Source organism: Streptomyces bambusae, assembly GCF_020532645.1.
GTDB lineage: Bacteria > Actinomycetota > Actinomycetes > Streptomycetales > Streptomycetaceae > Streptomyces > Streptomyces bambusae.
The window spans coordinates 72,890-98,661 of sequence record NZ_JAJAUZ010000029.1; the positions used below are offsets into that span (position 1 = coordinate 72,890).

Below are 25,772 nucleotides of genomic sequence, written 5' to 3' on the forward strand. Positions count from 1 at the left end.
CACGTCCCGGGGGCCTCCCCGCGTTCAGCCGGACCGGCGGGCCGCCGGACTACTTGTCCTTGCCGCCCTTGTCCTTGTCGCCGCCCGCGCCCATGGACTCGTAGATCTCCTTGCACATGGGGCAGACGGGGTACTTCTTCGGGTCGCGTCCGGGGACCCACACCTTGCCGCAGAGCGCGACGACGGGGGTCCCGTCGAGGGCGCTCGCCATGATCTTGTCCTTCTGGACGTAATGGGCGAAGCGCTCGTGGTCGCCATCGCCGTGGGACACCTGCGGCGTCGGCTCAACGAGGGTCCCGGTGCCAGTCCCGCGCTCGGGCTCAAGAGTGCTCATGCCTGCCAGGGTACTGGGCCGGGCGGCGCTCAGTTGAGCGACGGGTCGTCCGGATAGGTGGCGACCATGGCCAGCTCGCTGCGCTGGCGGCGCAGGACGGAGCGCCAGAGCCGTTCGGGGTCGGGCGAGGAGACGTCACCGGGCTCGGATTCGACCACGTACCAGGCGCCGTCGTTCAGTTCGTCCTCCAGCTGCCCGGGACCCCAGCCCGAGTATCCGGCGAAGATCCGCAGCGAGCCGAGGGCGCTGGCCAGCAGCTCCGGCGGGGCCTCCAGGTCGACCAGCCCGATCGCGCCGAATATCCGGCGCCAGCCGAGCGGGCCCTCCTCGCCGGGGATGACGGCGACGCCGAGGGCGGAATCGAGGGAGACCGGGCCGCCCTGGAAGACCACGCCGGGCTCGCCGGCCAGCGGCGCCCACGGGAGCAGGATGTCCCCGACGCCCACCGGGGTGGGCCGGTTGAGGACCACGCCGAGCGAACCCGCCTCGTCGTGGTCGAGCAGGAGCACCACCGCGCGGTCGAAATTCGGGTCCGCGAGCGCGGGGGTGGCCACGAGCAGTCGCCCTGTGAGCGAGGACACCTCGGTCATGCCGACATGATCCCGCATATTCGCCCTCCGGGGGGAGCGGACGGCGGTCCGTGATCGTGTGCAGCTCAGGGCGCACGGCAGCAGCGAGGAGCGCGCGCACCCGCCGGCGGCGGCAAGAGGCGGAGGGCAACGGTCCGCTACACCGCGGGCACGGAGGGTGCTGTGGCAAATCCATGACGTTCCCGTAGCCCCGTGAGCCTTACAAGGAAGGGGCCTCTGGCCCTTACCCTTTTCTCTGGCCACCTGCCCCGCCCCCTGTTCCACGGGGGGACCCCCGACTCCGGAACGCGAGATTCATGACCGGCACAGTCAGTGACGATGTACTGCTTGTCCACGGCGGTACCCCGCTTGAGGGCGAGATCCGGGTCCGCGGCGCGAAGAACCTCGTGCCGAAGGCCATGGTCGCCGCGCTGCTCGGCAGCGGTCCCAGCCGTCTGCGCAACGTTCCCGACATCCGTGACGTGCGCGTCGTCCGCGGTCTGCTGCAGCTCCACGGGGTGACGGTCCGCCCCGGTGACGAGCCGGGTGAGCTGGTGCTCGACCCGACGCACGTCGAGAGCGCCAACGTCGCGGACATCGACGCGCACGCGGGTTCCTCGCGGATCCCGATCCTCTTCTGCGGCCCGCTGCTGCACCGGCTGGGCCACGCGTTCATCCCGGGCCTCGGCGGCTGCGACATCGGCGGCCGGCCGATCGACTTCCACTTCGACGTGCTCCGCCAGTTCGGCGCGACCATCGAGAAGCGCGAGGACGGCCAGTACCTGGAGGCCCCGCAGCGCCTTCGCGGTTGCAAGATCCGCCTGCCGTACCCGTCGGTCGGTTCGACCGAGCAGGTGCTGCTGACGGCCGTGCTCGCCGAGGGCGTCACCGAGCTGTCGAACGCGGCGGTCGAGCCGGAGATCGAGGACCTCATCTGCGTGCTGCAGAAGATGGGCGCCATCATCTCCATGGACACCGACCGGACCATCCGGATCACCGGCGTGGACCGGCTCGGCGGCTACAACCACAAGGCGCTCCCGGACCGCCTGGAGGCCGCCTCGTGGGCTTCCGCGGCCCTGGCGACCCGCGGCAACATCTACGTGCGCGGCGCCCAGCAGCGCTCGATGATGACCTTCCTGAACACGTACCGGAAGGTCGGCGGCGCCTTCGAGATCGACGACGACGGCATCCGCTTCTGGCACCCGGGCGGCCCGCTCAACGCCATCGCCCTGGAGACGGACGTCCACCCCGGTTTCCAGACCGACTGGCAGCAGCCGCTGGTGGTGGCCCTGACCCAGGCCTCCGGCCTCTCCATCGTCCACGAGACGGTCTACGAGTCCCGGCTGGGCTTCACCTCCGCGCTGAACCAGATGGGCGCGCACATCCAGCTGTACCGCGAGTGCCTGGGCGGCTCGGCCTGCCGCTTCGGCCAGCGGAACTTCCTGCACTCGGCGGTCGTCTCCGGCCCGACCAAGCTGCAGGGCGCCGACCTGGTCATCCCCGACCTGCGCGGCGGCTTCTCGTACCTGATCGCGGCGCTGGCGGCCGAGGGCACCTCGCGGGTCCACGGCATCGACCTGATCAACCGCGGCTACGAGAACTTCATGGAGAAGCTCGTGGAGCTGGGCGCGAAGGTCGAGCTGCCGGGCGGCGACGTCGTCTGACGGCCCGCCAGAGGGCACTGAGCCGAAAGGGCGGCCACCCGGGACCGGGTGGCCGCCCTTCGGCGTACTACGTACTACTTACACGCCAGAGGCCTGCAAGCCGTACCGAGGGCTCACTTGCCCTTGGCGGCTTCCTTGAGCTTGGAGCCCGCGGAGACCTTCACGCTGTAGCCGGCCGGGATCTGGATGGGGTCGCCGGTCTGCGGGTTACGCGCGGTGCGAGCGGCACGGTGGGTGCGCTCGAAGGTCAGGAAGCCGGGGATGGTGACCTTCTCGTCGCCCTTGGCGACGACCTCGCCGATGGTCTCGGCGAGGGCGGCCAGAACGGCGTCGGCGTCCTTGCGGGTCACCTCGGCGCGCTCGGACAGAGCGGCCACCAGCTCACTGCGGTTCATGTTGTACTCCCGTGTTCAACTTGCCTATGAGGCGTGAGATCGAAGCCGATGCTGCCAGGGTCCTAGGACAGTCCCCGGACCCGGGTCTGAACGTCAGACCCTCGCGCCCGGTTACGCATCCTGCCCCCACCAGCGGCGGGAACGCCAATCCGGCACCCGCCAGGGTCACACGAAAAGCGCCACCGTCACGCCTCGGTGACGCTCCGTCCGCGTCCGTGGGAACACGGGGATGCGGACCGCGGACCTCGCGGGCATCCCCGCAACCCTAGAGGCGGTCCGTGCGGCCCGCATCCCGCGACGCGCCGTGCGTCAGGCCGACGTGGGGCCCGTCACAGCGGCGCCGGCGGCCTTGGCGGCGGCCCGCACGGCACCGGCGACGGCGCCCGCGACCTTGTCGTTGAAGACCGACGGGATGATGTAGTTCGGGTTCAGCTCGTCGCCGGAGACCACGTCCGCGAGGGCGGTGGCGGCGGCCAGCATCATGCCGGTGTTCACGGTCCGGGACTGGGCGTCCAGGAGGCCGCGGAAGACGCCCGGGAAGACAAGGACGTTGTTGATCTGGTTCGGGAAGTCGGAGCGGCCGGTGGCCACGACGGCGGCCGTCTCGCGGGCGATCGCCGGGTCCACCTCGGGGTCCGGGTTCGCGAGCGCGAAGACGATGGCGCCTTCGGCCATGGCCGCGACGTCCTCGCCGTTCAGCACGTTGGGGGCGGAGACGCCGATGAACACGTCGGCGCCGGCGACGGCCTCCTTGAGGGTGCCGGTGTAGCCCTCGGGGTTGGTGTTGTCGGCGATCCAGCGCAGCGGGGATTCCGCGTCAGCGTCGACGAGGTCGGGGCGGCCGGCGTGCACGACGCCGTGGATGTCGGCGACGACGGCGTGCTTGACGCCCGCCGCGAGCAGCAGCTTGAGGATGGCCGTGCCGGCCGCTCCGGCGCCGGACATGACCACCTTCACGTCGCCGATGCCCTTGCCCACCACGCGCAGGGCGTTGGTGAGGGCGGCGAGGACGACGATGGCGGTGCCGTGCTGGTCGTCGTGGAAGACGGGGATGTCGAGGGCCTCGCGGAGCCTGGCTTCGATCTCGAAGCAGCGCGGCGCGGAGATGTCCTCCAGGTTGATGCCGGCGAAGCCGGGCGCGATGGCCTTGACGATGGCGACGATCTCGTCGGAGTCCTGGGTGTCCAGGCAGATCGGCCAGGCGTCGATGCCCGCGAACCGCTTGAAGAGGGCCGCCTTGCCCTCCATGACGGGCAGCGCGGCCTTGGGGCCGATGTTGCCGAGGCCGAGCACGGCGGAGCCGTCCGTCACGACTGCGACGGAGTTGCGCTTGATGGTGAGGCGGCGGGCGTCCTCGGGGTTCTCGGCGATCGCCATGCACACGCGGGCCACGCCCGGGGTGTAGATCATCGAGAGGTCGTCGCGGTTGCGGATGGGGTGCTTGGCCGCCATCTCGATCTTGCCGCCGAGGTGCATCAGGAACGTACGGTCGGAGACCTTGCCGAGGGTGACGCCCTCGATGCCCCGCAGTCGCTGCACGATCTCGTCGGCGTGCGCGGTGGACGTCGCGGCGATGGTGACGTCGATCCGGAGCTTCTCGTGACCGGAGGCGGTCACGTCGAGGCCGGTGACCGAACCGCCGGAGGACTCCACGGCGGTGGTGAGCTGGGAGACCGCGGTTCCGCTCGCGGGCACTTCCAGGCGGACCGTCATCGAGTACGAGACGCTGGGCGCCGTTGCCATGGCCGTGTTCCTCATTTCGCTTGCTTCTGCGCACGCCCCCCTGACGCCGCGGCACGCGCGGCAGGACGTGTTGTCCGATCGTCCCACCTACCGACGAGTAGCCGGTAACCAGCTACAAATTTCGGAAAGGTTCTTCCACCATACGAGATTTGATGGCCGAAGAGAAGGAAAGCGCCCGGCGGAAGCCGCGATCGGCCCCCGCACCGCCCCAACGCAAAGAAGAGGTCCGCGTCCCGAAGGACGCGGACCTCTTCCGAAGTCATGACACCGACCCGCCATGCTCGCCTCGCGGCAAGTGGTCGCTCTAAGCGACGAAGGTTGGGCCCGGGGGCTTGGATCGAGCCGGTGCCGTACCCAGGCTAACAAAGGATCGGCCGTCAGTCCCGCAGCAGTTCCGGGACCCCGTCCGCGTCCGGCCGGTCGCGGTCCGCCGAGACCACCGTGAGCTGCTGGGTCGCGCGGGTCAGCGCCACGTACAGCACCCGCAGGCCGGCCGGGGACTCGTCGGCGATCTCCGCCGGGGACACGACCACCGTGGCGTCGTACTCCAGGCCCTTGGCCTCCAGGCTGCCGAGGGCCACCGCGCGGCCGCCCAGGTCCGCCAGCCAGCCGGCAGCCTCCGTACGGCGGTCCATGGCCACCACGACGCCCACCGTGCCGTCGACCTGCTCCAGCAGCCGGGCCGTCTCGGCCCGCACCGCCGCGCCCAGGTCGTTGCCGGCGGCCGTGAACCGCGGGCGCAGGCCGGTGGAGCGGACCGCGGTCGGGGACTCGGCGCCGGGCATCGCCAGCGCCAGCACCCTGGCGGCCAGCTCGGCGATCTCGGCCGGGTTGCGGTAGTTCACGGTCAGCGTGAAGCGGCGTCGCGGGCGGGTGCCCAGGGCCTCGTCACGGGCCTCGGCGGCCTCCTCGGGCGTGGTCCAGGAGGACTGCGCCGGGTCGCCGACCACGGTCCAGGTGGCGTGCCGGCCGCGGCGGCCGACCATCCGCCACTGCATCGGCGTCAGGTCCTGCGCCTCGTCGACGATGACGTGCGCGTACTCGGTGCGCTCGGCCGCCAGCCGCTCAGCCCGCTCGCGCTGGGTCTCCTCGCGCTGCGGCATCAGCTCCTCCAGCCCGGTGAGCTGGTCCAGCGGGTCCAGCTCGCGCTTGCGCCTGGGCCGGGCCGGGGCGCCGAGCAGGGTCTGGAGCTCGTCCAGGAGGGCCACGTCGTGCACGGACAGCGGGCCGGTGCCGTCCGGGCCGGTGCGGCGCAGCGAGCGGGCCAGCCGACGGGTCTCGCCGGGGTTGAGGATCCGGCGGGACCAGCGGCCGAGCCGCCGCTCGTCGGCCATGGCGGCCAGCACCCGGCGCGGGGTCAGCTCGGGCCACCAGGCGTCGAGGAACTCGATGAACGGGTCCTCCGTCGACACGTCCTCGTCGAAGCTCGACCGCAGCTCGGCGGCCAGCTCCGGGTCGGAGTGCCGGCCGGCGCCGCCGGACTTCGCCCACAGGGCGTCCAGCAGCAGGCGGCGGGCGCGCGGGCGCAGCAGGTTGACGGGGGCGGTGCCGCCGAGGACGGACTGGCGGATCCGCTCCAGCTCGTCGGCCTCCAGCTCCTGGCGCCGGTTGAAGGCGACGACCCGCAGCCGCTCGGGGGCGGGCCCGGCGGGTCCGCCGAGCTCCAGGGCGCCGCGTACGGCCTTGCGGAGCACCTTGAGCATCCGGGAGGAGCCCTTGACGCGGGCCACGGCGGGCTCGTCATACGTGGTGGCCTCGGCGCCGTCGACCAGCGAGCCGAGCGCCCGGATGGCGACCTGGCCCTCCTCGCCGAGGGAGGGCAGCACGCCCTCGGTGTACGCGACGAGCAGCGGGGTCGGCGAGACGATCAGGATGCCGCCGGAGTAGCGGCGGCGGTCCTGGTAGAGCAGGTACGCGGCGCGGTGCAGGGCGACGGCGGTCTTGCCGGTGCCGGGGCCGCCGGAGACCTCCGCGACGGAGGCGGCGGGGGCCCGGATGACGAGGTCCTGCTCGGCCTGGATGGAGGAGACGATGTCGCGCATCGTGTGCGTGCGGGCCCGGCCGAGGGCGGCCATCAGCGCGCCGTCTCCGATGGCGGGCAGTTCCTCGCCGTCGAGGAAGGCGGTGACCTCGGGGCGCATCAGGTCGTCCTCGACGCCGAGGACCTGGCGGCCCTTGGAGCGGATGACGCGGCGGCGCACGACCCGGCCGGGGTCCTTGGGGGTGGACCGGTAGAACGGGGCGGCGGCCGGCGCCCGCCAGTCGATGACCAGCGGCGAGTAGTCGGCGTCGAGGACGCCGATGCGGCCGATGTGGAGGGTTTCGGCGATGTCGGCGGTCAGGTCGGCGCGGACGGCGTCGTCGGCCGGCTCGACGGACGTGTAGGCGCCGTCGGGGCCGCGCTTGCCGTCCTTGCCGAGGACCAGGTCGATGCGGCCGAAGAGGAAGTCCTCGAACTCGTTGTTGAGGCGGTTGAGGTGGATGCCGGCGCGGAACACCTGGGCGTCCCGCTCGGCGAGCGCGCCGGGCGTGCCGACCTGGCCCCGCTTGGCGGCGTCGTTCATGAGGAACTCGGCCTCGTGGATCTTCTCCTCCAGACGCCGGTACACCTGGTCCAGATGCGTCTGCTCGACCGCGATCTCGCGATCGCGGACGGAATCTGCCGTGGTACCGACCGTGAGATCGACGGCATCCTGCGCGGCCACCGGGGCCCCCTTCTGACGTGCGTGGGCGACCGTCAACCGTACGCGACGCCGGACCGTGTCTGCACGCGCGTTCCCCGAGCGCCGTGCGGTCGGCTACGGCGTACGGGCGGCGACGGTGCGGCGGCGGTGGCGGGCGACGCGCTCGCGGTTGCCGCACAGCTCGCTGGAGCACCAGCGCCGGCGGCGGCCCCGGGAGGTGTCGAGGTAGACGCGGGTACAGCCGTGGCCCTCGCAGGAGCGCAGCAGGGACCGGTCGCCGGGGTCGGTGAGGAGTTCCACGGCGTCGCGGGCCACGGCGGCGAGCAGGGCTGCGCGGTCGGCTCCTGCGGTGAGCGCACGGACCAGCGCGCCGTCGGCACCCCGTACGGCACACAGGCCCGGGGGTGCGCCGGCGGCCAGCGCGTTGACGCGGGCCAGCGGGGCGTCGGCGGGGGCCGCACCGGGGGATTCGGCGCGGAACAGGTCGGCGAGGTCGGCGCGGAGGTCCCGGAAGGGCGGCAGCCAGTCGCCGTCCACCGTGTGCAGGGACGTTCCGGCAGGCACGAGTCCGGCGCCGAGCAGCCAGCACCGCAGGTCGCCGGGCCCGCACAGCCCCTCCTCGGCGCCACCGGTGGCCATGAGGTCGAGACACGCCCGCCCGGAGTCGAACCACAGCCCGTGTGCCCTCATGCCCGCCACCGCCTCGGCGTCCCGGAGAGTGCCTACCGCCCCTCCAGAGTGCCCCCGCTCCGCCACTTCCGGAACCCCGCCGACCGTGCCGGTTGGAACGGGTGCCGGGGCGCTGCGGGCCCGGGCGTACGACGGCCGCCCTACGCCTGCGCGTACGCGGCGTCGGTCGGGGTGTCCAGGGAGAGGCGGTAGCCGCGTTTGACGACGGTCTGGATGAGGTTGGGGGTGCCGAGGGCGGTGCGGAGGCGGGCCATGGCGGTTTCGACGGCGTGTTCGTCGGTGCCGGTGCCGGGGAGGGCGCGCAGGAGTTCGGCGCGGGGCACCACCCAGCCGGGCCGGCGGGCGAGGGCGCGCAGCAGGGCCATGCCGGCGGGCGGTACGGGGCGCAGGGCGTCGCCGACGAGGACGGCGTGGCCGCGGATCTCCAGCCGCCGGCCGGCGACCGACAGGACCCGGGTGCGGGCGGGGAGTTCGGTGCAGAGCAGGGAGACGAGCGGGCCGAGGCGGAAGCGTTCGGGCTGGACGGTGGCGATGCCGCGGGCCTGGAGCGGCAGTGCGGTGACGGGTCCGACGCAGGCGGCGAGGACTGCTCCGTGCAGGGCGTCGAGGACGGCGGGCAGCAGCCCGCGTTCGTCGGCGCGGCCGAGCAGGGAGGCGGCGGCGGGCGCGGAGGTGAAGGTGACGGCGTCGAGCGTGCGGGCTGCGACGGCGTCGATCAGCCTGTCGAGAGGGGCCGGGTCCAGCGGCGGCAGCCAGCGGTAGACGGGAACGACGACGACCTCGGCGCCGCCGGCCTGCAGTGCTTCGACGAAGCCGGGCAGCGGCTCGCCGTGCAGCTGGAGGGCGATCCGGCGGCCGGCGACGCCTTCGGCGAGCAGCCGGTCGAGGACTTCGGCGAGGGATTCGGAATCGGGCGACCAGGATTCGACGAGCCCGGCGGCGCGGATGGCGCCCTTCACCTTCGGTCCGCGGGCGAGGAGTTCGGCGCCGCGGAGCCGTTCGAGGAGGTCTTCGCCGATGCCCCAGCCGTCGGCGGCCTCGACCCAGCCGCGGAAGCCGATGGCGGTGGTGGCGACGACGGCGTCGGGGGCGCTGTGGATCAGTTCCTTGGTGGCGGCGAGGAGTTCGCTGTCGTCGGCGAGCGGCACGATCCGCAGGGCGGGGGCGTGCTGGACGGCGGCGCCGCGGCGGCGCAGCAGGGTGCCGAGTTCGTCGGCGCGCCGGGCGGCGGTGACGCCGACGGTGAAGCCGGACAGCGGGCCCGTGCCGGGAACTGCGTTCTCATCCATCGTGACCTGCCTCGACGTGCATGACGGCGCATGGGGGTGACGCATGGGGAGGTGCGCCGGTACCGAGCCTGCCAACGCGGCGTGACAGGCTCGGTTCCGCCGTATTTCACGGCCGTAACAGGCCGTCCGTTCTTTCCCTGCCGTCACACCTCGGCGTAGGCGGGCTGCGCCGCCGTCTCGGGCCGTGCGGTGTCGGCAGCCGGGGCGGTCGCGGGCCGGCGAAGGTATACCGCCCAGGTCACCGCGCAGCACAGGGCGTAGAAGCCGAGGAAGGTGACGAAGGCGGCTGTGCCGGAGCCGGAGCTGAGGAAGGCCTCGCGGAAGACGAGGTTGATGCCGAGTCCGCCGAGTGCGCCGACCGCACCGATCAGGCCCATGGCGGCGCCGGAGAGCCGGCGCCCGTAGGCCGCGGCGGCCTCGGCGTCCATGCCGCGGGCCACGGCCTTGGCCTGGAAGATGCCGGGGATCATCTTGTACGTCGAGCCGTTGCCGAGCCCGCTGAGGACGAACAGGGCGATGAAGCCGACGAGGAACACCGGCAGCGAGGTCCGTACCGAGGCGGCGATCACCACGCCGGTGGCGGCGGCCATGGCCACGAACGCGCCGAGGGTGATCCGCGCGCCGCCGAACCGGTCGGCGAGCCGGCCGCCGACCGGCCGGATCAGCGAGCCGAGCAGCGGTCCGATGAAGGTGAGCGAGGCGGCCTGCAGCGGGGTGCGGCCGAACTGGGTCTGGAGCACCAGGCCGAAGGCGAAGCTGTAGCCGATGAACGAGCCGAAGCAGCCGACGTACAGCAGGGACATGATCCAGGTGTGGCCGTCGCGCAGGGCCTCGCGGACGGCGCCGGTGTCGTTGCGGACGGGCGCGAGGTTGTCCATGCGCAGGGCGGCGAGCGCGGCGGCGACGATGACGAGCGGCAGGTAGGCGGCGAGGAGCAGCCGCGGGTGGCCGGCGCCGGCGGTGCCGATCACGAGGAGGCCGGCGAGCTGGACGACGGGCACGCCGATGTTGCCGCCGCCGGCGTTGAGGCCGAGGGCCCAGCCCTTCTGGCGGAGCGGGAAGAAGGCGTTGATGTTGGTCATGGAGGAGGCGAAGTTGCCGCCGCCGACCCCGGTGAGCGCGGCCACCAGCAGGAACGTGGTGTACGAGGTGCCGGGTTCCATCACGACCAGGGCGGCGACGGTCGGGGCGAGCAGCAGGAGCGCGCTGACGACCGTCCAGTTCCGGCCGCCGAAGCGGGCGACGGCGAAGGTGTACGGGATCCGGACGACGGCGCCGACCAGGGTGGCGGTGGCGATGAGGAAGAACTTGCCGGCCGGGTCGATCCCGTACTCGGGGCCCATGAAGAGGACCATCACGGACCACAGGGACCAGATGGAGAAGCCGATGTGCTCCGAGAAGACGGAGTAGACCAGGTTGCGCCGGGCGGTGCGCTCGCCGCCCTCCTTCCAGAACGTCTCGTCCTCGGGGTCCCACCGCTCGATCCAGCGGCCCCCCGTGCGCGGTGCGGTCATCACGCCTCCACAGCTCTCGTATCCGACGGGACAGACCGTAGGAACGGCGCGTTTCAGCCCCCGTCCCCCCACGATGACCGCTACGGAACGTTGCTCTCACCCGAGTGCACCGCCGGCTGTGAGCGCAGCGTGAGGCGCGGGGTCCGGGGCGGAGCCCCGATCCCGGACGGTCAGCCGCCCCCCGCCATCAGCGCCGCGTCCACCTCCGGCAGCCACGACCCGGCCGGCCGTTCCAGCCACCCCCGCTCTGCCGCCAGCCCGGCCGCGGCCGACCGCAGCGCGTCCAGCCCCGGGTGCCCGAACCCCCGGCGCCACACCATCGACAGCGGGGACAGCGGCACCGGCGCGACCAGCGGCCGCTTCACCGACGCCGGCAGGTCGGCGAACGACACCGTCGCCAGCACCGGCGTCCGCGTCTTGGCCATGACCCGCCCGAACTCCTCCTTGCCCACGGCCACCGGCGCCGGTGCCGCCACCTTGATGCCCCGCCCGGCGAACAGCCGCCGCGCCAGATCGGTCCATTCGGCGGTCCGCGGGTTCCCGGCCCCCGCGTACACCGTCTCCCCGGCCAGCTCGGCCAGCGGTACGGCCTCCAGGCCGGCCAGCCGGTGCCCGAGCGGCAGCAGCACGGCCAGCGGTTCGTACCGCACGGGCCGGTGCACGAGCCGGGCCCGGAGCCCCGCCGGCAGCCCGCCGAACCGCCCGAACGTCACGTCGAGCCGCCCCGCCGCCACCTCGGCCGCACTGTGCGTCAGCCCGCTCTCGAACCGGGCCATCAGCTCGCAGCCCGGCGCCAGCTCCCGGGCCCGGTCGAGCACGGTCCGCGCCGTCCCTGGCCCGTCCGTGTTGACGTCGACGAGCAGCGGCCGCCCCGCCGGCCCGCTGAACGCCGCGGCCAGCTCCTCGTGCGCGGCGAGCACCCGGTGCGCGTACGGCAGCAGCCGCTCCCCCTCGGGCGTGAGGGCGACCTGCCGGGTGGACCGTACGAACAGCTCCGCCCCCAGGGCCTTCTCCAGCCGCCGGACGTCCCGGCTGAGGGCCTGCTGCGCCACGTACAGCCGGGCCGCGGCCCGGGTGAAGTGGAGCTCCTCGGCGACGGCGGCGAAGCCGCGCAGCAGCCGGGGGTCGAGGTACTCGTTCACCCGCGAAGATTAACAACGCGGCTGCGTGAATGGCGTCCGAGCAGGTGTTGGACCGCCCGCGCCCCGCCGGGCGAGGCTTCCCCCATGCCGATCCTGACCGTCTCGGGGGACACCCTCGTCATCGCCGCCCCCACCGCCCGCCGCCGGCCGCCCCGCGCCCCCGGCCCGTACCGCCGTCTGTTCGAGGTCCCGGGCGCCCGGGCGTTCACGGCGGCCAATGCGGTGGCCCGGCTGCCGATGGGCATGTTCGGCATCAGCGCGGTCATGATGATCGCCGGCCAGCGCGGCTCGTACGCGCTGGCAGGCGCGGTGACGGCGACGGGCCTGGCGGCGACCGCGGTGGCCGCGCCGTGGACGGCCCGCCTGGTCGACCGCCACGGGCAGGCCCGCGTCGCGGTCCCGGCGACCCTGCTCGCGGTGCTCGGCTCGCTCTCGCTCGTACTGTGCGTACGGACCGGCGCCCCGGACTGGACCCTGTTCGCCTCGTACGCGGCGACGGCGACGACCCCGAACATCGGCGGCCTGTCCCGGGCCCGCTGGGCCCACCTCTTCCGCACGGACCCGGCGGCCCGGCACACCGCGAACGCCTTCGAACAGGCCGGCGACGAGCTGTGCTACATGCTCGGCCCGGTCGTCGCGGCCTTCCTCTGCTCGGCCTTCTTCCCGGAGGCCGGCACCCTCACCGGCGCCGCCCTGCTCCTGACCGGCATGCTCCTGTTCTGCTCCTGCCGCGCCACCGAACCCCCGCCCGCCGGCCGCTCGGCCACGGCGGGCCCGGCCCCGCTGCGGACACCGGGGATGCGCGGGCTCCTCGTGATGTTCGTGGCGATGGGCGCGGTGTTCGGCTCGATGGAGGTGGTCTCGATCGCCCACCTCGACGCGCACGGCCTGGGCGCCGCCGCCGGCCCGGTGCTGGCCCTGCAGGCCCTCGGCTCCTGCCTGGCGGGCCTGGCGTACGGGGCCCTGCCCGCTGCGTCCGACCCGCGGCGCCGCCTGACGCTGTGCGTGGCCGCCCTGTCGGCGCTGATGTGCCTCCCGTACGCGGCCGCGGGCTCCCTCGGCCTGCTCGCCCTGTCGCTGCTGGCCGCGGGCATGGCCACCGCCCCCGCGATGGTCAACGGCATGTCCCTGCTCCAGCAGATGACCCCGCCGTCCCGCCTCAACGAGGGCATGACCCTGGCCGTCACCGCCCTCCTCGCCGGCATAGCCGCCGGCGCCGCCGGCGCCGGCACCACGGTCGACGCCGTCGGCAGCGCCCCCGCCTATCTGGTCCCGGCGACGGCGGCCCTCGCAGCCCTCGGCCTCACCCTCGCCCAGCGCCACCGCCGCGCAGGCGCGAGGCTCACCCGTCCGTGATTGCTCGTACCGGAATACGGTACGTAGCCGGTACCGTAATCTGGTACCACTACGACGGGAGCGCAGTCATGCCCATCAGCGCCAGCGAGGCCCGGAAGACCTTGTTCCCCCTCATCGAACGCGTGAACAACGACCACGTCCCGGTAAGGATCAGCTCCAAGAACGGCGACGCGGTCCTCATGTCCGCAGACGACTACGACGCCTGGCAGGAGACCGTCTACCTGTTGCGCTCTCCCGCCAATGCCCGCCGCCTCATGGAGGCCGTCGCCCGTGATCGCGCGGCAGCAGGTGACCTCCCCAAGGCCATGGAGGAGCTGCGGGAACTGGCCGGTGAGGAGTGAGCAGCGTCCACTTCGACCCGGACGCATGGGAGGACTTCCTCTTCTGGCTGGCCGCCGACCGCAGGATGGCCCGACGGATCGTCCGGCTGATCGGCGAGATCCAGAGGTCGCCCTTCGCGGGGATCGGGAAGCCCGAGCCGCTGAAGGGCGATCTGTCCGGCTACTGGTCCCGCCGGATCGACGACGAGCACCGTCTCGTGTACCGCGCCGACGAGAAGCAGGTGAAGATCCTCAAGGCCCGCTACCACTACACGGACTGACAGCCGCCGGGCATGACGAAGGCCCCGCCCCCGGAGACCGGGTGCGGGGCCTTCGCCCACATGGGATGAGTGGAGATGGCGGGAATCGAACCCGCGTCCAACGGTGCAGAAAAAGGACTTCTCCGAGCGCAGTCCGCTATGAGTTTCTCAGCCCCGGAGATCACGCGGACAAGTCTCCGACGGGCTCAGTCACTGTTTGATTTCCCCCCACCCCCCGTGACCGGAGGTGGAGGTTTAGATCCCTTGATGACGCCAGGATCCGGGTCGGGACCATCCCCGGGCTGACGCTCCTCACAGAGGCTTCTGTTCGTTACCTAAAATTAGGCAGCGAGGGCGAAGCGGGAGTTATCGCTCTTGGTGTTGGCGATTATTGGTTGCGACATATGGTTAACGAGATCATTGCCGCTTCCTCGGCTCGCTTCTCCTGTTTCGACAGCCGCTGTCGAAACCGATCATCCCCATGTTCTGTTAACAATCTGCGCCGCCCCCGGAGGGGTGGTGCTGCCCACATGGTACGCGAAACGCACCACGGGATGCCAAGCCCTTTTCGACCCGGCCGCGGACCGGGCCGCGCTACGCCACCCGCTGCCGCCGCCGGGCCGCGGAGATCGCACGGTTCGTCTCGCGCGTGTCCTGCTTCTCGCGCAGGGTCTGCCGCTTGTCGTACTCCTTCTTGCCCTTGGCGAGGGCGATCTCGACCTTGGCGCGGCCGTCCTTGAAGTACATGGCGAGGGGCACGATCGTGTGACCCGACTCCTGCGCCTTGGACTCCAGCTTGTCGATCTCGACCCGGTGCATCAGCAGCTTCCGCTTGCGGCGGGCGCTGTGGTTGGTCCAGGTGCCCTGGCTGTACTCGGGCACGTGCACCTGGTGCAGCCACGCCTCCCCGCCGTCGATCTGCACGAAGCCGTCCACGAGGGAGGCCCGGCCCTGCCGCAGCGACTTCACCTCGGTGCCGGTCAGCACCATCCCGCACTCGTACGTGTCGAGGATCGTGTAGTCGTGCCGCGCCTTCTTGTTCTGCGCGATGAGCTTGCGCCCTTTTTCCTTTGCCATAGTGCGGTCATTTTCGCACTACGACCCCGCCCCGAGGCCACTCAATACCGAACGGGCCCGCTCCTCCGCCCGGTCCGCCACCGCGAGGTCCGGTGCGATGCCCCGGCCGTCCGGGCTGCGGCCCGCCGGGGTCCGGTAGAGGCCCACGGTCAGCTCGGCCACCGAGCCGTCCGGCAGTTCCGTCGGCATCTGCACCGAGCCCTTGCCGAAGGTCCGGGTGCCGACCGTCACCGCCCGGCCGCGGTCCTGGAGGGCGCCGGTGACCAGCTCCGCCGCGCTCATCGTGCCGCCGTCGACCAGCGCCACCAGCGGCCGCACGGTGTCCCCGCCGCGCTGCGCGTACAGGGCCCGCTCGGCCCCGCGGACGTCGTACGTCGCGACCAGCCCGCCGTCGAGGAACGCCGACGCGGCCGTCACCGCCTCGCCGATCAGGCCGCCCGGGTTGCCGCGCAGGTCGAGCATGACCCCGCCGCCGGCCGGCGCGGACCGCACCGCCGCGCGCACCTGCGCGCCCGAGCCGCGGGTGAACGCGGTGACCTTGATGAGCGTGATCCCGCCGGGCAGCCGCCGCACGGTGACGGGCGCGGTGCTCAGCCGCTCCCGCAGCAGCGTCTCCGTACGGGCCCGGCCGGCCCGCTCCAGTTCCAGCACCACCCGGCTGCCGGGGCCGGCGCCCCGGTCGGCGCCGCGCAGCAGGGCGATCACCTCGGCCGGCGGCAGTCCGCCGACCGCGCGGCCGTCCACGGTCCGCAGCCGGTCCCCGGCCCGGATCCCGGCCCGGTCGGCGGGCCCGCCGGACCGCACCTGGGCCACCGCGATCGCCGCGCCGGAGGCCTGCGCCACCCGCAGTCCGACCCCGGTGTAGCTGCCGTCGAGGGACTGCGCGAACTCCTCGTACTCGGTGCGGCCGTACACCACGCCCCAGCGGTCCCCGCTGCGGCCGACCACCTCTTCGGCGGCGTCCCGGCCCGACTTCCCGTCGGCCGCGGCCTGCGCGGCGGCCCGCGCCACGGCGGCCCGGTCGGCGGTACGGGCGGCCTGCGCCGGATCCGGGGCGTCGGCCCCGCCGGCGGCGCCGGGTAACCCGGCCGCCTCCCCGCCGGGCGCCGCGGCGGCACCCGCCACGTACTCCCGTGCGAACGGGTCCTCCTCCTGCCAGCACCCGCCGGCCGCACCGGCTCCGAGCACCCCGAGGAAGACCAACGTCAGAACGGCCCCGCGACGCAGGTCACGGGGCCGGAGACAGGAGACGGGACCACCCGGCATGGCGCCGAGTCTAGGACAACGCCCCGCGCGGCACGGAAGGTTGCCCGTACCGCTCGCGGGGCGCTCGTCACACCTTCAGGTACTTGCGCAACGCCACGAAGGCGGCAAGCGCGGGCATCAGCAGGCCGATGGCGAGGACCAGCGGCAGCTTGGTCACCACCGAGTCCCAGCCGATGAAGTTGATCAGTTCCAGCTTGTCCTTCAGGGCGACGCCGTGGTCGATCACGAAGTACTGGCCGGTGACCAGCATCCCGCAGGCGACGACGGCACCGATGAGCCCGGCGAACGCGGCCTCCATGATGAACGGCATCTGGATGTAGAAGCTGGAGGCGCCGACCAACCGCATGATCCCGGTCTCACGCCGACGGCTGAAGGCCGAGACCCGCACGGTGTTGACGATCAGCAGCAGGGCCACCACCAGCATGATCAGCATGACGCCGAGGGCCGCCTTGTTGAGCACGTCGAGCAGCCCGAAGAGGTTGTCGAGCACGCTGCGCTGGTCCTGGACGGACTGCACGCCGTCCCGGCCGGCGAACGCGGTGGTGATCACCTTGTACTTCTCCGGGTCCTTCAGCTTGACCCGGAACGACTCCTGCATCTGGTCGGGCGTGATGGACGCGGCCAGCGGGGTGTCGCCGAACTGCTCCTTGTAGTGCTTGTACGCCTCGTCGGCCGACTCGTACGTGACCTTCTCGACCAGGTCCATCTTGTCGAGCTCGGCCTCGATGGCCTTCTTCTGCTCCGCGGTGACCGCGCCCTTGGCGCAGCTGGCCCCGCCGCTCGTCTCCGCCTCGTTCTTGTTGCAGAGGTAGATGGAGACGTTGACCTTGTCGTACCAGTAGCCCTTCATCTGGCTGACCTGGTCGCGCATGAGCAGGGAGCCGCCGAACAGGGCCAGCGACAGGGCGACGGAGATGACCACGGCGAAGGTCATCGTGAGATTGCGGCGGAGACCGACGCCGATCTCCGACAGGACGAACTGGGCGCGCATGGCGTCTCTTCAGGCCTTTCAGTGCTGGTAGCCGTAGACGCCGCGCGACTGGTCGCGCACGAGACGGCCCTGTTCGAGTTCGATGACGCGCTTGCGCATCTGGTCGACGATCTGCTGGTCGTGCGTCGCCATGATCACGGTGGTGCCGGTCCGGTTGATCCGGTCCAGCAGCTTCATGATGCCGACGGAGGTCTGCGGGTCGAGGTTGCCGGTGGGCTCGTCCGCGATGAGGAGTGCCGGCCGGTTGACGAAGGCCCGCGCGATGGCCACGCGCTGCTGCTCACCGCCGGAGAGCTCGCCGGGCATGCGCTCCTCCTTGCCGCCGAGGCCGACCAGGTCGAGGACCTGCGGGACGGCCTTGCGGATCTCGCCGCGCGGTTTGCCGATCACCTCCTGGGCGAAGGCGACGTTCTGCGCGACGGTCTTGTTGGGGAGCAGGCGGAAGTCCTGGAAGACCGTCCCCAGCTGGCGCCGCATCTGCGGCACCTTCCAGTTGGACAGCCGGGCGAGGTCCTTGCCCAGCACGTGCACCTGGCCGTGACTGGCGCGCTCCTCGCGCAGGAGCAGCCGCAGGAAGGTGGACTTGCCGGAGCCGGAGGAGCCGACCAGGAAGACGAACTCGCCCTTGGTGATCTCCAGGGAGACGTCCCTGAGGGCGGGGCGGCTCTGCTTCGGATAGGACTTGGAGACGTTGTCGAATCGGATCACGGGTGCACCACGGTCGCCGGGAGTAGGTGTGCGTGACCATACGCGACAGCGCGCGAGGAGGGCAGTCGGCGTCCACACTTGACTGATATGTCCGCGTTCCCGGACGGATCGTCCGGCGGGCCGCGCCGAATGTTCCCGAAGCTGGCACAGTGGTAAGGGGAACGGTCTGGTTCCCTCCGGCGTTGTAACCAGGGGACGAGAGGAGGAGGACGCATGACATATGACCGGCTCGTGTGCGCGAACTGCGCGGCACCCGTGGCCCAGGGCCGCTGTCCGGTGTGCCGGGCGAACCGGGAGCGCCTCCAGCAGGAGAGCCCCTTCGCAGGCCTGAACCCGATGGCGCTCGTTGCGCTCCTGGTGGTCCTCGTGGCCGCACTGGCTCTGGTGGCGCAGCACACCGCGTAGCCCTCGGCACTCAACCGATCGTATGAAGCGTGACACGGCACGACGAAGGGCCCCGGACGCGGTACGCGTCCGGGGCCCTTCGTCGTGTCTGCGGTGCGGGGAGGGTGCGGCGAGCGTCAGCTCGCGGTCTCCTGCTGCTTGCGCCAGCGGATACCGGCCTCCAGGAACCCGTCGATCTCGCCGTCGAGGACGGACTGCGGGTTGCCGACCTCGAACTCGGTCCGCAGGTCCTTGACCATCTGGTACGGGTGCAGCACGTAGGACCGCATCTGGTTGCCCCAGGAGCTGCCGCCGTCCTTGAGGGCGTCCATCCTCGCCTGCTCCTCCTGGCGGCGCCGCTCCAGCAGCTTGGCCTGGAGGACGTTCATGGCGCTCGCCTTGTTCTGGATCTGGGAGCGCTCGTTCTGGCAGGAGACGACGATGCCGGTCGGGATGTGCGTGATGCGCACGGCCGAGTCGGTGGTGTTGACGCCCTGGCCGCCGGGGCCGGAGGCGCGGTACACGTCGATGCGCAGCTCGGACTCGTCGATGTCGACGTGGTCGCTGGTCTCGACGACCGGGAGCACCTCGACGCCCGCGAAGGAGGTCTGGCGGCGGCCCTGGTTGTCGAAGGGCGAGATGCGCACGAGGCGGTGGGTGCCCTGCTCGACGGAGAGGGTGCCGTAGGCGTAGGGGGCCTTGACCACGAAGGTGGTCGACTTGATGCCGGCCTCTTCCGCGTACGAGGTCTCGTAGACCTCGGTGGGGTAGCCGTGGCGCTCGGCCCAGCGGAGGTACATGCGCTGGAGGCGCTCGGCGAAGTCGGAGGCGTCGACGCCGCCGGCCTCGGCGCGGATGTTGACCAGCGCCTCGCGCTCGGCGTACTCGCCGGACAGGAGGGTGCGGACCTCCATCTCGTCGAGCGCCTTGCGGACGGCGACGAGCTCTGCCTCGGCCTCGGCGCGGGTGTCCGCGTCGTCCATCTCCTCGGCGAGGTCGAAGAGGACCCCGAGGTCGTCGATGCGGCCGCGGAGGGTCTCGGTCTTGCGGACCTCGGCCTGGAGGTGGGAAAGCTTGCTCGTGATCTTCTGGGCAGCCTCGGGGTCGTCCCACAGGGACGGGGCCGCGGCCTGCTCCTCGAGCACGGCAATGTCTGCCCTCAGCTTGTCGAGGTCCAGGACGGCCTCGATCGACCCCATGGTCGAGGAGAGGGACTTCAGCTCTTCGGAAACATCGACGACTGCCACGCCCCCAGCGTAGCCGGTCGCCCGGGGATACCGACCGTCCAGGGCCGATCCTCGGCTTATGGCACGCGACGGCGGGGCGTACCCTCGGGCTATGACTCTTCTGCTCGTGATGCGGCGACATGTGGACTACATGCGCGTCACCACCATGAGCTGTCGTCCGTCGGACTAGAACCAAGCGCCTCATCCCGCCTGCTTCCCTCGGTCCTGTCCGCGGCACCCGCAGCTCCGGCCCCACCTCCGCCGGCTGTCGTCCCACCGCCCGCTGCCCCCACCACCTCTGGGGAACAGGACCCCGTGACATCCGAAACGGAGCCGTCATGCCGTCCGCGCACCACGACACCCCTCTTCCCGTCCTCGACCTGTCCCGGGCCGACGATCCGGCCCAGCGCGAGGCGTTCCGCACGGAACTGCACGCCGCCGCCCGCGACACGGGCTTCCTGCACCTGACCGGTCATGGCATAAGCACCGCCGAGTCCGCCCGGATCCTGGACCTGACCAGGCAGTTCTTCTCCCTTCCGGAGGCCGACCGGCTCGCGGTGAGCAATCTGAACTCCCCGCACTTCCGCGGCTACACCCGGATCGGCCACGAGCTGACCGGCGGCGCTTCGGACTGGCGGGACCAGCTGGACGTGGGCGCCGAGCGCCCGGCTCCCGAGGTGGGCCCGGACGACCCGGCGTACCTGTGGCTGGAGGGCCCCAACCAGTGGCCGGCGGCGCTGCCCGAGCTGCGGCCGGTGGTGCTGGAGTGGCAGGAGCGACTGGCGGCGGTGGCCCACCGACTGCTGCGTGAGCTGCTGGCCTCGATCGGCGCCCCGCAGGACTTCTTCGACGCCGCGTTCGACCACCCCCACCTGCACACGAAGCTGATCCGCTACCCCGGATCGGCGCCGTCTGGGGCCGACCAGGGCGTGGGCGCGCACAAGGACTACGGGTTCCTGACCCTGCTGCTGCAGGACGAGGTGGGCGGGCTCCAGGTGGTGAAGGACGGCGGTTTCCTGGACGTGCCGCCGATGCCGGGCGCGTTCGTGGTGAACCTGGGCGAGCTGCTGGAGATCGCGACCGAGGGGTACCTGGTAGCGACGGACCACCGAGTGGTCAGCCCGCCCGGCGCGACGGAACGTTTCTCCGTGCCGTTCTTCTACAACCCGCGCCTGGACGCCGTGATCGACACGGTGCCCGGCGCCTACCTCGCACACGCCCCGGGCGTCGCGCACGACGCCTCGAACCCGCTGCACGCGGAGTACGGGCGCAACGAGCTGAAGGGCTGGGTACGGGCGCACCCGGCGGTGGCGCGGCGGCACCACCCGGAGCTGGTGACGGGCCTGGAGCGGCCGGCCGCGGCGTCGTAACGGCCGGGGCGCGGACGTCACGGAGGGCGGCAACCCCGCGTGGGGGTGCCGCCCTCCGTCACGTCCGACCGCCGCCGTCGCATCCGACCGCGGCCGGGGCCCGCGCCCTACGGCGTGAGCGGGCCCGACTGGCCGGACTGCTTGCGGTCCTGCGGCGGCGGTTCCTCGGAGGAGGTCGCCAGCCAGGTGCCGACGCCGATCACGCCGGCCAGGGCGGCCGCGGCGGTGCCGAGCACGAGGCGCCGCTTGCGGACGGCGTCGGCGCGGTGGCGGGCCGAGCCCGGGCGGGGGGCGCCGGTGGGGCGCGGCACCCGGGCGGTGCCGAGCGCGCCGCCGGCGAGCTCGTCGGGGCCCGGTACCCGCATCGAGGTGTGGGTGTCCCGGCCGGAGTCGACCAGCGGGCCGCCGGGCACCAGGGGGACGGCGCCGCGCCGCCGGGCGGGCGGGGCCGCGTCCTGGGCCTCGCCGGACTCCTCGGCGGGTTCGGCGTACTCGCCGTGCTCGGCGTCGTCGGGCTCGTCCACGTCCAGCGGGGGCATCCCGGCCAGCAGCGGCAGCAGCTCCCGCAGGCGTACGGAGAGCTCGGAGGCGCGCAGCCGGGAGGCCGGGGCCTTGGCCAGGCACTGCACGATCAGCTGCCACAGCTCGTCGGGGATGCCGGGAAGCGGGACCACGGTCTCGGTGACGTGGCGGCGCAGCACCGCGCCCGGGTGGCCGCCGCCGAAGGGCGTGAACCCGGCCAGCAGCTCGTACAGCACGGTGGCGAGGGCGTAGATGTCGACGGCGGCGCGGGGCGGCAGGCCCTCGACGATCTCGGGGGCGAGGTAGTCGGGGGTGCCGATGATGCGGGTGCGGGTGCCGGGGGCGGGCGTGCCGGTGCGGCGCGGGTGGTCGATGAGCTTGGCCACGCCGAAGTCGGTGAGGAGGGCCGGGTGGGCGCCGCCGGGGCCGAGCGGGCCCTGCATGTCGAGGAGGACGTTCTCGGGTTTGACGTCGCGGTGCACCACGCCGGCGGCGTGCGCGAAGGCGAGGGCGTCGGCCACGTCGGCGACGATCGCGACGGCCGCCTCGGGGGCCAGCCGGCGCTCGCGGTCGAGGCGGGTGCGCAGGTCGGTGCCGCGGACCAGGTCCATGACGAGCGCGAGGTCGTTCCCGTCCACGACGAGGTCGCGGACCCCGACGACGTGGGGATGGTCGAGTCCGAGGAGCGCGCTGCGTTCCTGGACGAACCTCCCCACCAGCTCCTGGTCGGACGCGAGGTCCTCGCGGAGCAGCTTGACGGCGACGGGTCCGTCGGGTCCGTCACCGAGCCATACCGTGCCGGCGCTGCCGCGTCCCAGGATCTGGTGAGCGGTGTACCGGCTGCCGATTTTCCGTGCCACGACTGCTCCCTCAACCGCTGGCGTACGCGTCCAAGCTACGCGGGAAAGAGGGGGTTGCACTCCCCGCATCGCGGCGACCTTCACATCTGCGGGAGAAATCACCCCTCAGAAGTCGACAAATCTACGAACTCGCTGCCAGGCGGGGCCGGAAGGGGCCACGGCGGGACCTCGCGCGGGCGCGGCGAAGGGCCGGCGGATTCCGCCGGCCCTTCGCCTTTCGACATGCACGCGTCCCTGCGCGCTACGCCTTGATCGAACTGAACCAGTCCGAGATGTCCGAGGTCCACGCCCCTATCTGGTCCCACCAGCCCTTGGTGGTGTTCAGCCAGTCCTGGAGCGGGGTCAGCTCCCAGACCAGCCAGCCGCCGATGAAGAACAGCAGCACCAGGAACAGGCAGCCCTTGAGGCAGCCCAGGCCCGGGATCCGCATCGGGTTGGCGCTGCGCTGCCGCGGCGCGCGGGGCTCGCGCGGCGCGGGCGCGGGCGCCGCGGGCTGCCGGGGCTGGGGCTGCTGCGGCGCGGGCGGGGCCGCGTACGGCTGAGGCTGCTGCGGCTGCTGGTAGACCGGGGGCGGCGGCTGCGGCTGCTGGTACTGGGGCTGCTGGTACTGCTGCTGCGGCGGCGGGTACGGGTAGCCGCTCTGCTGCGGGGCCGGGCCCTGGCGGTACGGCTGCTGCGCGGGCGGGGCCTGGCGCTGCGGCGGCCGCTGCGGCTGGTGGGCCGGCGGCGGGGGCTGCTGCTGCCCGTACTGCTGCTGCGGGTGCGGGGCCTGCTGCGGCGGCTGGGGCGGCTGGGGCCGGCGCTGCGGGCGGCGGCGGAGCGGGTCCTCGCTGGGGTCCAGGTACTGGATCTGGGTCTGCTCGTTGCGGTCGCGCGCGGCCTGGAGTTGGGACTGCCACGGGTGCGGGGCGTCCGGCTGCTGCACGGGCGGCATCACGGACGTCGGGTCGGCGGCGCCCGGGTCCGTACCCGGGGTGCGCGGCAGCACCGAGGTGGCGTCGGCGGCGCCCACCGGCGGCAGCACGCTGGTCATGGCGTTCGGGTCGTACGCACCGGCCGGACCGGCGGCCGGACCGGAGGAGCCGGCGGGCAGCACCTGGGTCGGGTCGGCGGCCCCGGGGGTCTCCGGGACGGGCGCGGGCGACGGGTCGGGGGTGAGCAGCGCGCCGACCCCGAGGGCGGCCTCGACCTCGGCCGAGGAGGAGTGCACGCCGATGCCGGCGGCGACCACCCGGAGGCCGCGGGCGAGGGATTCGGCGCCGGGGCGCTCGTTCGGCTCCTTGCGCAGGCAGCGCTCGATGACCGTCCACAGCGGCTCGGGCATCGTCGACGGGCGCTGCGGCTCCTCGCTGAGGTGCCGGTGCAGCACCTCCAGCGCGGTGCCCCCGGCGAACGGCGGACGGCCGGTGACCAGCTCGTACAGCAGGATGCCGGCGCCGTAGATGTCAACGGCGGAGGTCTGCGGGCGGCCTTCGGCGGACTCGGGTGCCACGTACGCCGGGGTGCCGACGAACTCGTGGGTGCGGGTCAGGCCCGGAGAGTCGGCGAGGCGCGCGATGCCGAAGTCGGTGAGCATCGGCCGCATCTGGCCGCCGCTCTCGTCGAGCAGCACGTTGGCCGGCTTCAGGTCGCGGTGGACGACGCCGTCGGCGTGGCTGGCGGCGAGCGCGTCCGCGATCTGGGCGGTCAGCAGGCTCGCGGCGACCGGGGTGAAGGGGCCGTTCTGGCGGATGTACTTGTGCAGGTCGGGACCGTCGATCAGGTCCATGACCAGGGCGAGGAGGTCGCCTTCGACCACCAGGTCGCGGGTGCGCACGATGTTGGGGTGCGTCAGGCGCAGCAGCACCGAGCGCTCCCGCAGGAAGCGCATCACGATGTCGGCGTCGTTCGCGAGTTCTTCCTTGAGCACCTTGATGGCGAGGGTCTCGCCGGGCTGTCCGGGCACGGCCGCTTCCGCGCCGGCCGTCTCCCGCTGGCGGGCACGCCAGACGGTGCCCGTGGCGCCGCGGCCAAGCGGCTCCTCAAGCAGGTACTTGCTGCCTACCGGCCGCACGTCATGCGCTCCCTGGTGTCAATTTTCGTGTCCGACCACTCTAGGGGTTGGTGCCCCGGAAGACGCGGGTCGAGGGCGGAAGGTTGCCGTACGTCCGTACGAAGGGTGGTGGCGGAGGCGGTGCGCGCGGGCGGCCGGAGTCCGGTTTTGCACCCCCGGACGGCCGAACCTGTGCACACCAGTGCCCACCGGACGATCATTCAAGATCACTTTCGGGTGGCTGCCGGGCGTGTTGTCCGCGACAGGTGCGAGGATGCCCCCAGTACGGAACCGGGGGTCGGGAGCCCGCGGTCCGGAGAGACCTGACCGGGCGACGCGTCCGTGCCGGGTGGGGGGCGGAGCGGGCAGCACCCTGCCGCCGCACCCCTGCCGGGCGCGGCGTGCAGAAGGGACCGCTGACGGCGATGCAGATCCGGCTGACCGTCCTCGGGCCGCGCAGCGGCCACCAGAGCGCGGGCGCGCGCTGCGACGTGCTCGTCACGGCGCCGGCCGGTACGCCCCTGGCCTCCGTGGCCTCGGGGCTGGCGGCCACGGTCGCCGGCCCGGACACGGGCGGCACGGTCGTGCTCTACGCGGGCCCGGAGCGGCTCGATCCGCAGCGCCACACGCTCGGGGAGCCGCCGCTCACGGACGGCGCGGTGCTGTCCGTGCACCTGCCGGCGGCGGAGGAGTCCCCGGCGGTCGGCTCGGCCGCCCAGCTGCACGTGGTCGCGGGCCCGGACGCGGGCGGGGTCCACCTGCTGCACGGCGGGGCGATCCGCATCGGCCGGTCCGCCGAGGCGGACGTGCCCCTCGACGACCCGGACGTCTCGCGCCTCCACTGCGCGGTCACCGTCGCCGAGGACGGCCGGGTCTCGGTGGCCGACCTCTCCTCGACGAACGGCACCACCCTGGACGGCCGCCCGGTGGGCCCCGCTCCCGTCCCGCTCCCCCCGTACGCCCTCCTCTCGATCGGCGAATCCACCCTCCGCCTGGTCCCCCCGGCCACCACCCCGCCCCTCGCCCTCACCCCCGACCAGGAGGGCCGCCTCCGCGTCACCCGCCCGGGCGGGGCGCCGGCCCCCGCGCCGGCACCGGTCGGCCCGCACCCGGGCAGCGTGCCGGGGCAGGGCCGGGCGGCCGGGTACCCCGCGGGATCCCCCGCGTACCCGGGCACCCCGGCGGCGCAGGGCGGGTACCCCGGCGGCGTGCCGGCCCAGGGCAACCCCGCGGGCCGCGCGCCGGGCGCCACCGGGTCCACCGGGGGTGGCACCCCGACGGCCGCCGGTCCTGCTGCGGCACCGGGCGGCGACGGCGGCGCCGCGGCAGCATCCGGCCGTACCGGGGATGCCGTACCGGCTCCGGGCACGCGGGCG

General features: G+C 72.9%; 23 protein-coding genes and 1 other RNA gene. 7 read left to right on the forward strand and 17 right to left on the reverse strand.

What is annotated here, in order from left to right:
- Positions 1–49: 49 nt before the first annotated feature.
- Together LG634_RS20895 and LG634_RS20900 are read right to left on the reverse strand one after the other, a co-directional pair.
- Positions 50–334, reverse strand: coding sequence for a DUF3039 domain-containing protein (locus LG634_RS20895; RefSeq protein ID WP_007264396.1), 285 nt, complete (start codon positions 332–334; stop codon positions 50–52).
- A 29-nt stretch (positions 335–363) separates the two neighbouring features.
- Complete coding sequence (locus LG634_RS20900; protein WP_226735428.1) at positions 364–924, reverse strand: YqgE/AlgH family protein; 561 nt, start codon at positions 922–924, stop codon at positions 364–366.
- 296 nt (positions 925–1,220) lie between these two features.
- On the opposite strand from LG634_RS20900, the gene murA reads away from it, so the two are divergent.
- Positions 1,221–2,567, forward strand: coding sequence for a UDP-N-acetylglucosamine 1-carboxyvinyltransferase (gene murA / locus LG634_RS20905; RefSeq protein ID WP_226735429.1), 1,347 nt, complete (start codon positions 1,221–1,223; stop codon positions 2,565–2,567).
- Between the two features lie 113 nt (positions 2,568–2,680).
- Here the strand turns inward: murA and LG634_RS20910 are convergent, their stop codons facing one another.
- From LG634_RS20910 to LG634_RS20940, 7 genes are all read right to left on the reverse strand, one after another.
- A complete protein-coding gene (locus tag LG634_RS20910) occupies positions 2,681–2,962 on the reverse strand; it encodes an HU family DNA-binding protein (protein WP_030875040.1) in 282 nt (93 codons plus the stop codon).
- A gap of 309 nt (positions 2,963–3,271) precedes the next feature.
- Positions 3,272–4,705: an NAD-dependent malic enzyme gene (locus tag LG634_RS20915; protein ID WP_226735430.1), complete on the reverse strand. Its 1,434-nt coding sequence runs from the start codon at positions 4,703–4,705 to the stop codon at positions 3,272–3,274.
- 377 nt (positions 4,706–5,082) lie between these two features.
- Positions 5,083–7,410, reverse strand: a complete 2,328-nt coding sequence (locus LG634_RS20920) for a HelD family protein (protein ID WP_226735431.1) — start codon at positions 7,408–7,410, stop codon at positions 5,083–5,085.
- A gap of 93 nt (positions 7,411–7,503) precedes the next feature.
- Entirely contained in the window at positions 7,504–8,079 is a 576-nt protein-coding gene (locus tag LG634_RS20925) for a CGNR zinc finger domain-containing protein (protein WP_226735432.1), read from the reverse strand.
- 140 nt (positions 8,080–8,219) lie between these two features.
- Complete coding sequence (locus tag LG634_RS20930) at positions 8,220–9,368, reverse strand: uroporphyrinogen-III synthase (protein ID WP_226735433.1); 1,149 nt, start codon at positions 9,366–9,368, stop codon at positions 8,220–8,222.
- 143 nt (positions 9,369–9,511) lie between these two features.
- The gene (locus tag LG634_RS20935; protein WP_226735434.1) at positions 9,512–10,882 is read right to left on the reverse strand and encodes a nitrate/nitrite transporter; all 1,371 of its coding nucleotides are present in this window, start codon (positions 10,880–10,882) and stop codon (positions 9,512–9,514) included.
- A gap of 170 nt (positions 10,883–11,052) precedes the next feature.
- Positions 11,053–12,024 carry a LysR family transcriptional regulator gene (locus LG634_RS20940; RefSeq protein WP_226735435.1) on the reverse strand — a complete coding sequence of 324 codons (972 nt, stop codon included), beginning with the start codon at positions 12,022–12,024 and terminating at the stop codon, positions 11,053–11,055.
- A gap of 84 nt (positions 12,025–12,108) precedes the next feature.
- Here LG634_RS20940 and LG634_RS20945 point away from each other — a divergent pair, with 84 nt between their 5' ends.
- From LG634_RS20945 to LG634_RS20955, 3 genes are all read left to right on the forward strand, one after another.
- On the forward strand, positions 12,109–13,380 hold the full coding sequence (locus LG634_RS20945; RefSeq protein WP_226735436.1) for an MFS transporter: 1,272 nt from the start codon (positions 12,109–12,111) through the stop codon (positions 13,378–13,380).
- A gap of 68 nt (positions 13,381–13,448) precedes the next feature.
- A complete protein-coding gene (locus LG634_RS20950; protein WP_226735437.1) occupies positions 13,449–13,721 on the forward strand; it encodes a type II toxin-antitoxin system Phd/YefM family antitoxin in 273 nt (90 codons plus the stop codon).
- Positions 13,718–13,981 (forward strand): Txe/YoeB family addiction module toxin, encoded by a 264-nt coding sequence (locus LG634_RS20955; protein ID WP_226735438.1) that lies wholly within the window; start codon positions 13,718–13,720, stop codon positions 13,979–13,981. Before LG634_RS20950 ends, LG634_RS20955 begins: the two co-directional genes overlap by 4 nt.
- A gap of 67 nt (positions 13,982–14,048) precedes the next feature.
- Here the strand turns inward: LG634_RS20955 and ssrA are convergent.
- The 5 genes from ssrA to ftsE form a co-directional block, all read right to left on the reverse strand.
- Positions 14,049–14,441, reverse strand: a transfer-messenger RNA (tmRNA) gene (gene ssrA, locus LG634_RS20960).
- Positions 14,442–14,554: 113 nt separating this feature from the next.
- On the reverse strand, positions 14,555–15,037 hold the full coding sequence (gene smpB / locus LG634_RS20965) for an SsrA-binding protein SmpB (RefSeq protein WP_226735439.1): 483 nt from the start codon (positions 15,035–15,037) through the stop codon (positions 14,555–14,557).
- Positions 15,038–15,055: 18 nt separating this feature from the next.
- A complete protein-coding gene (locus LG634_RS20970; RefSeq protein WP_226735440.1) occupies positions 15,056–16,303 on the reverse strand; it encodes a S41 family peptidase in 1,248 nt (415 codons plus the stop codon).
- A 67-nt stretch (positions 16,304–16,370) separates the two neighbouring features.
- Positions 16,371–17,294: a permease-like cell division protein FtsX gene (gene ftsX / locus LG634_RS20975; protein WP_226735441.1), complete on the reverse strand. Its 924-nt coding sequence runs from the start codon at positions 17,292–17,294 to the stop codon at positions 16,371–16,373.
- A gap of 18 nt (positions 17,295–17,312) precedes the next feature.
- Positions 17,313–18,002 (reverse strand): cell division ATP-binding protein FtsE, encoded by a 690-nt coding sequence (gene ftsE, locus LG634_RS20980; RefSeq protein ID WP_226735442.1) that lies wholly within the window; start codon positions 18,000–18,002, stop codon positions 17,313–17,315.
- Between the two features lie 213 nt (positions 18,003–18,215).
- On the opposite strand from ftsE, the gene LG634_RS20985 reads away from it, so the two are divergent.
- The gene (locus tag LG634_RS20985) at positions 18,216–18,407 is read left to right on the forward strand and encodes a hypothetical protein (RefSeq protein WP_226735443.1); all 192 of its coding nucleotides are present in this window, start codon (positions 18,216–18,218) and stop codon (positions 18,405–18,407) included.
- Positions 18,408–18,523: 116 nt separating this feature from the next.
- On the opposite strand, the gene prfB is transcribed toward LG634_RS20985, so the two are convergent.
- On the reverse strand, positions 18,524–19,633 hold the full coding sequence (gene prfB / locus LG634_RS20990; protein WP_226735444.1) for a peptide chain release factor 2: 1,110 nt from the start codon (positions 19,631–19,633) through the stop codon (positions 18,524–18,526).
- A gap of 317 nt (positions 19,634–19,950) precedes the next feature.
- On the opposite strand from prfB, the gene LG634_RS20995 reads away from it, so the two are divergent.
- On the forward strand, positions 19,951–20,982 hold the full coding sequence (locus LG634_RS20995; RefSeq protein ID WP_226735445.1) for an isopenicillin N synthase family dioxygenase: 1,032 nt from the start codon (positions 19,951–19,953) through the stop codon (positions 20,980–20,982).
- A 107-nt stretch (positions 20,983–21,089) separates the two neighbouring features.
- Here the strand turns inward: LG634_RS20995 and LG634_RS21000 are convergent, their stop codons facing one another.
- Complete coding sequence (locus tag LG634_RS21000; RefSeq protein WP_226735446.1) at positions 21,090–22,364, reverse strand: serine/threonine-protein kinase; 1,275 nt, start codon at positions 22,362–22,364, stop codon at positions 21,090–21,092.
- Positions 22,365–22,605: 241 nt separating this feature from the next.
- Positions 22,606–24,417 carry a serine/threonine-protein kinase gene (locus LG634_RS21005; protein ID WP_226735447.1) on the reverse strand — a complete coding sequence of 604 codons (1,812 nt, stop codon included), beginning with the start codon at positions 24,415–24,417 and terminating at the stop codon, positions 22,606–22,608.
- A 404-nt stretch (positions 24,418–24,821) separates the two neighbouring features.
- On the opposite strand from LG634_RS21005, the gene LG634_RS21010 reads away from it, so the two are divergent.
- A partial coding sequence (locus LG634_RS21010; protein WP_226735451.1) for an FHA domain-containing protein occupies positions 24,822–25,772 on the forward strand: 951 nt, incomplete at its 3' end.

Coding starts and splice junctions, on each gene's coding strand:
- LG634_RS20915 (WP_226735430.1), bottom strand. CDS start 4,705: ATGGCAACGGCGCCCAGCGTCTCGTACTCGATGACGGTCCGCCTGGAA.
- LG634_RS20945 (WP_226735436.1), top strand. CDS start 12,109: ATGCCGATCCTGACCGTCTCGGGGGACACCCTCGTCATCGCCGCCCCC.
- LG634_RS20895 (WP_007264396.1), bottom strand. CDS start 334: ATGAGCACTCTTGAGCCCGAGCGCGGGACTGGCACCGGGACCCTCGTT.
- LG634_RS20925 (WP_226735432.1), bottom strand. CDS start 8,079: ATGAGGGCACACGGGCTGTGGTTCGACTCCGGGCGGGCGTGTCTCGAC.
- ftsX (WP_226735441.1), bottom strand. CDS start 17,294: ATGCGCGCCCAGTTCGTCCTGTCGGAGATCGGCGTCGGTCTCCGCCGC.
- smpB (WP_226735439.1), bottom strand. CDS start 15,037: ATGGCAAAGGAAAAAGGGCGCAAGCTCATCGCGCAGAACAAGAAGGCG.
- LG634_RS20995 (WP_226735445.1), top strand. CDS start 19,951: ATGCCGTCCGCGCACCACGACACCCCTCTTCCCGTCCTCGACCTGTCC.
- murA (WP_226735429.1), top strand. CDS start 1,221: ATGACCGGCACAGTCAGTGACGATGTACTGCTTGTCCACGGCGGTACC.
- LG634_RS20900 (WP_226735428.1), bottom strand. CDS start 924: ATGACCGAGGTGTCCTCGCTCACAGGGCGACTGCTCGTGGCCACCCCC.
- LG634_RS20935 (WP_226735434.1), bottom strand. CDS start 10,882: ATGACCGCACCGCGCACGGGGGGCCGCTGGATCGAGCGGTGGGACCCC.
- LG634_RS20985 (WP_226735443.1), top strand. CDS start 18,216: ATGACATATGACCGGCTCGTGTGCGCGAACTGCGCGGCACCCGTGGCC.
- LG634_RS20910 (WP_030875040.1), bottom strand. CDS start 2,962: ATGAACCGCAGTGAGCTGGTGGCCGCTCTGTCCGAGCGCGCCGAGGTG.
- LG634_RS20970 (WP_226735440.1), bottom strand. CDS start 16,303: ATGCCGGGTGGTCCCGTCTCCTGTCTCCGGCCCCGTGACCTGCGTCGC.
- LG634_RS20930 (WP_226735433.1), bottom strand. CDS start 9,368: ATGGATGAGAACGCAGTTCCCGGCACGGGCCCGCTGTCCGGCTTCACC.
- LG634_RS20950 (WP_226735437.1), top strand. CDS start 13,449: ATGCCCATCAGCGCCAGCGAGGCCCGGAAGACCTTGTTCCCCCTCATC.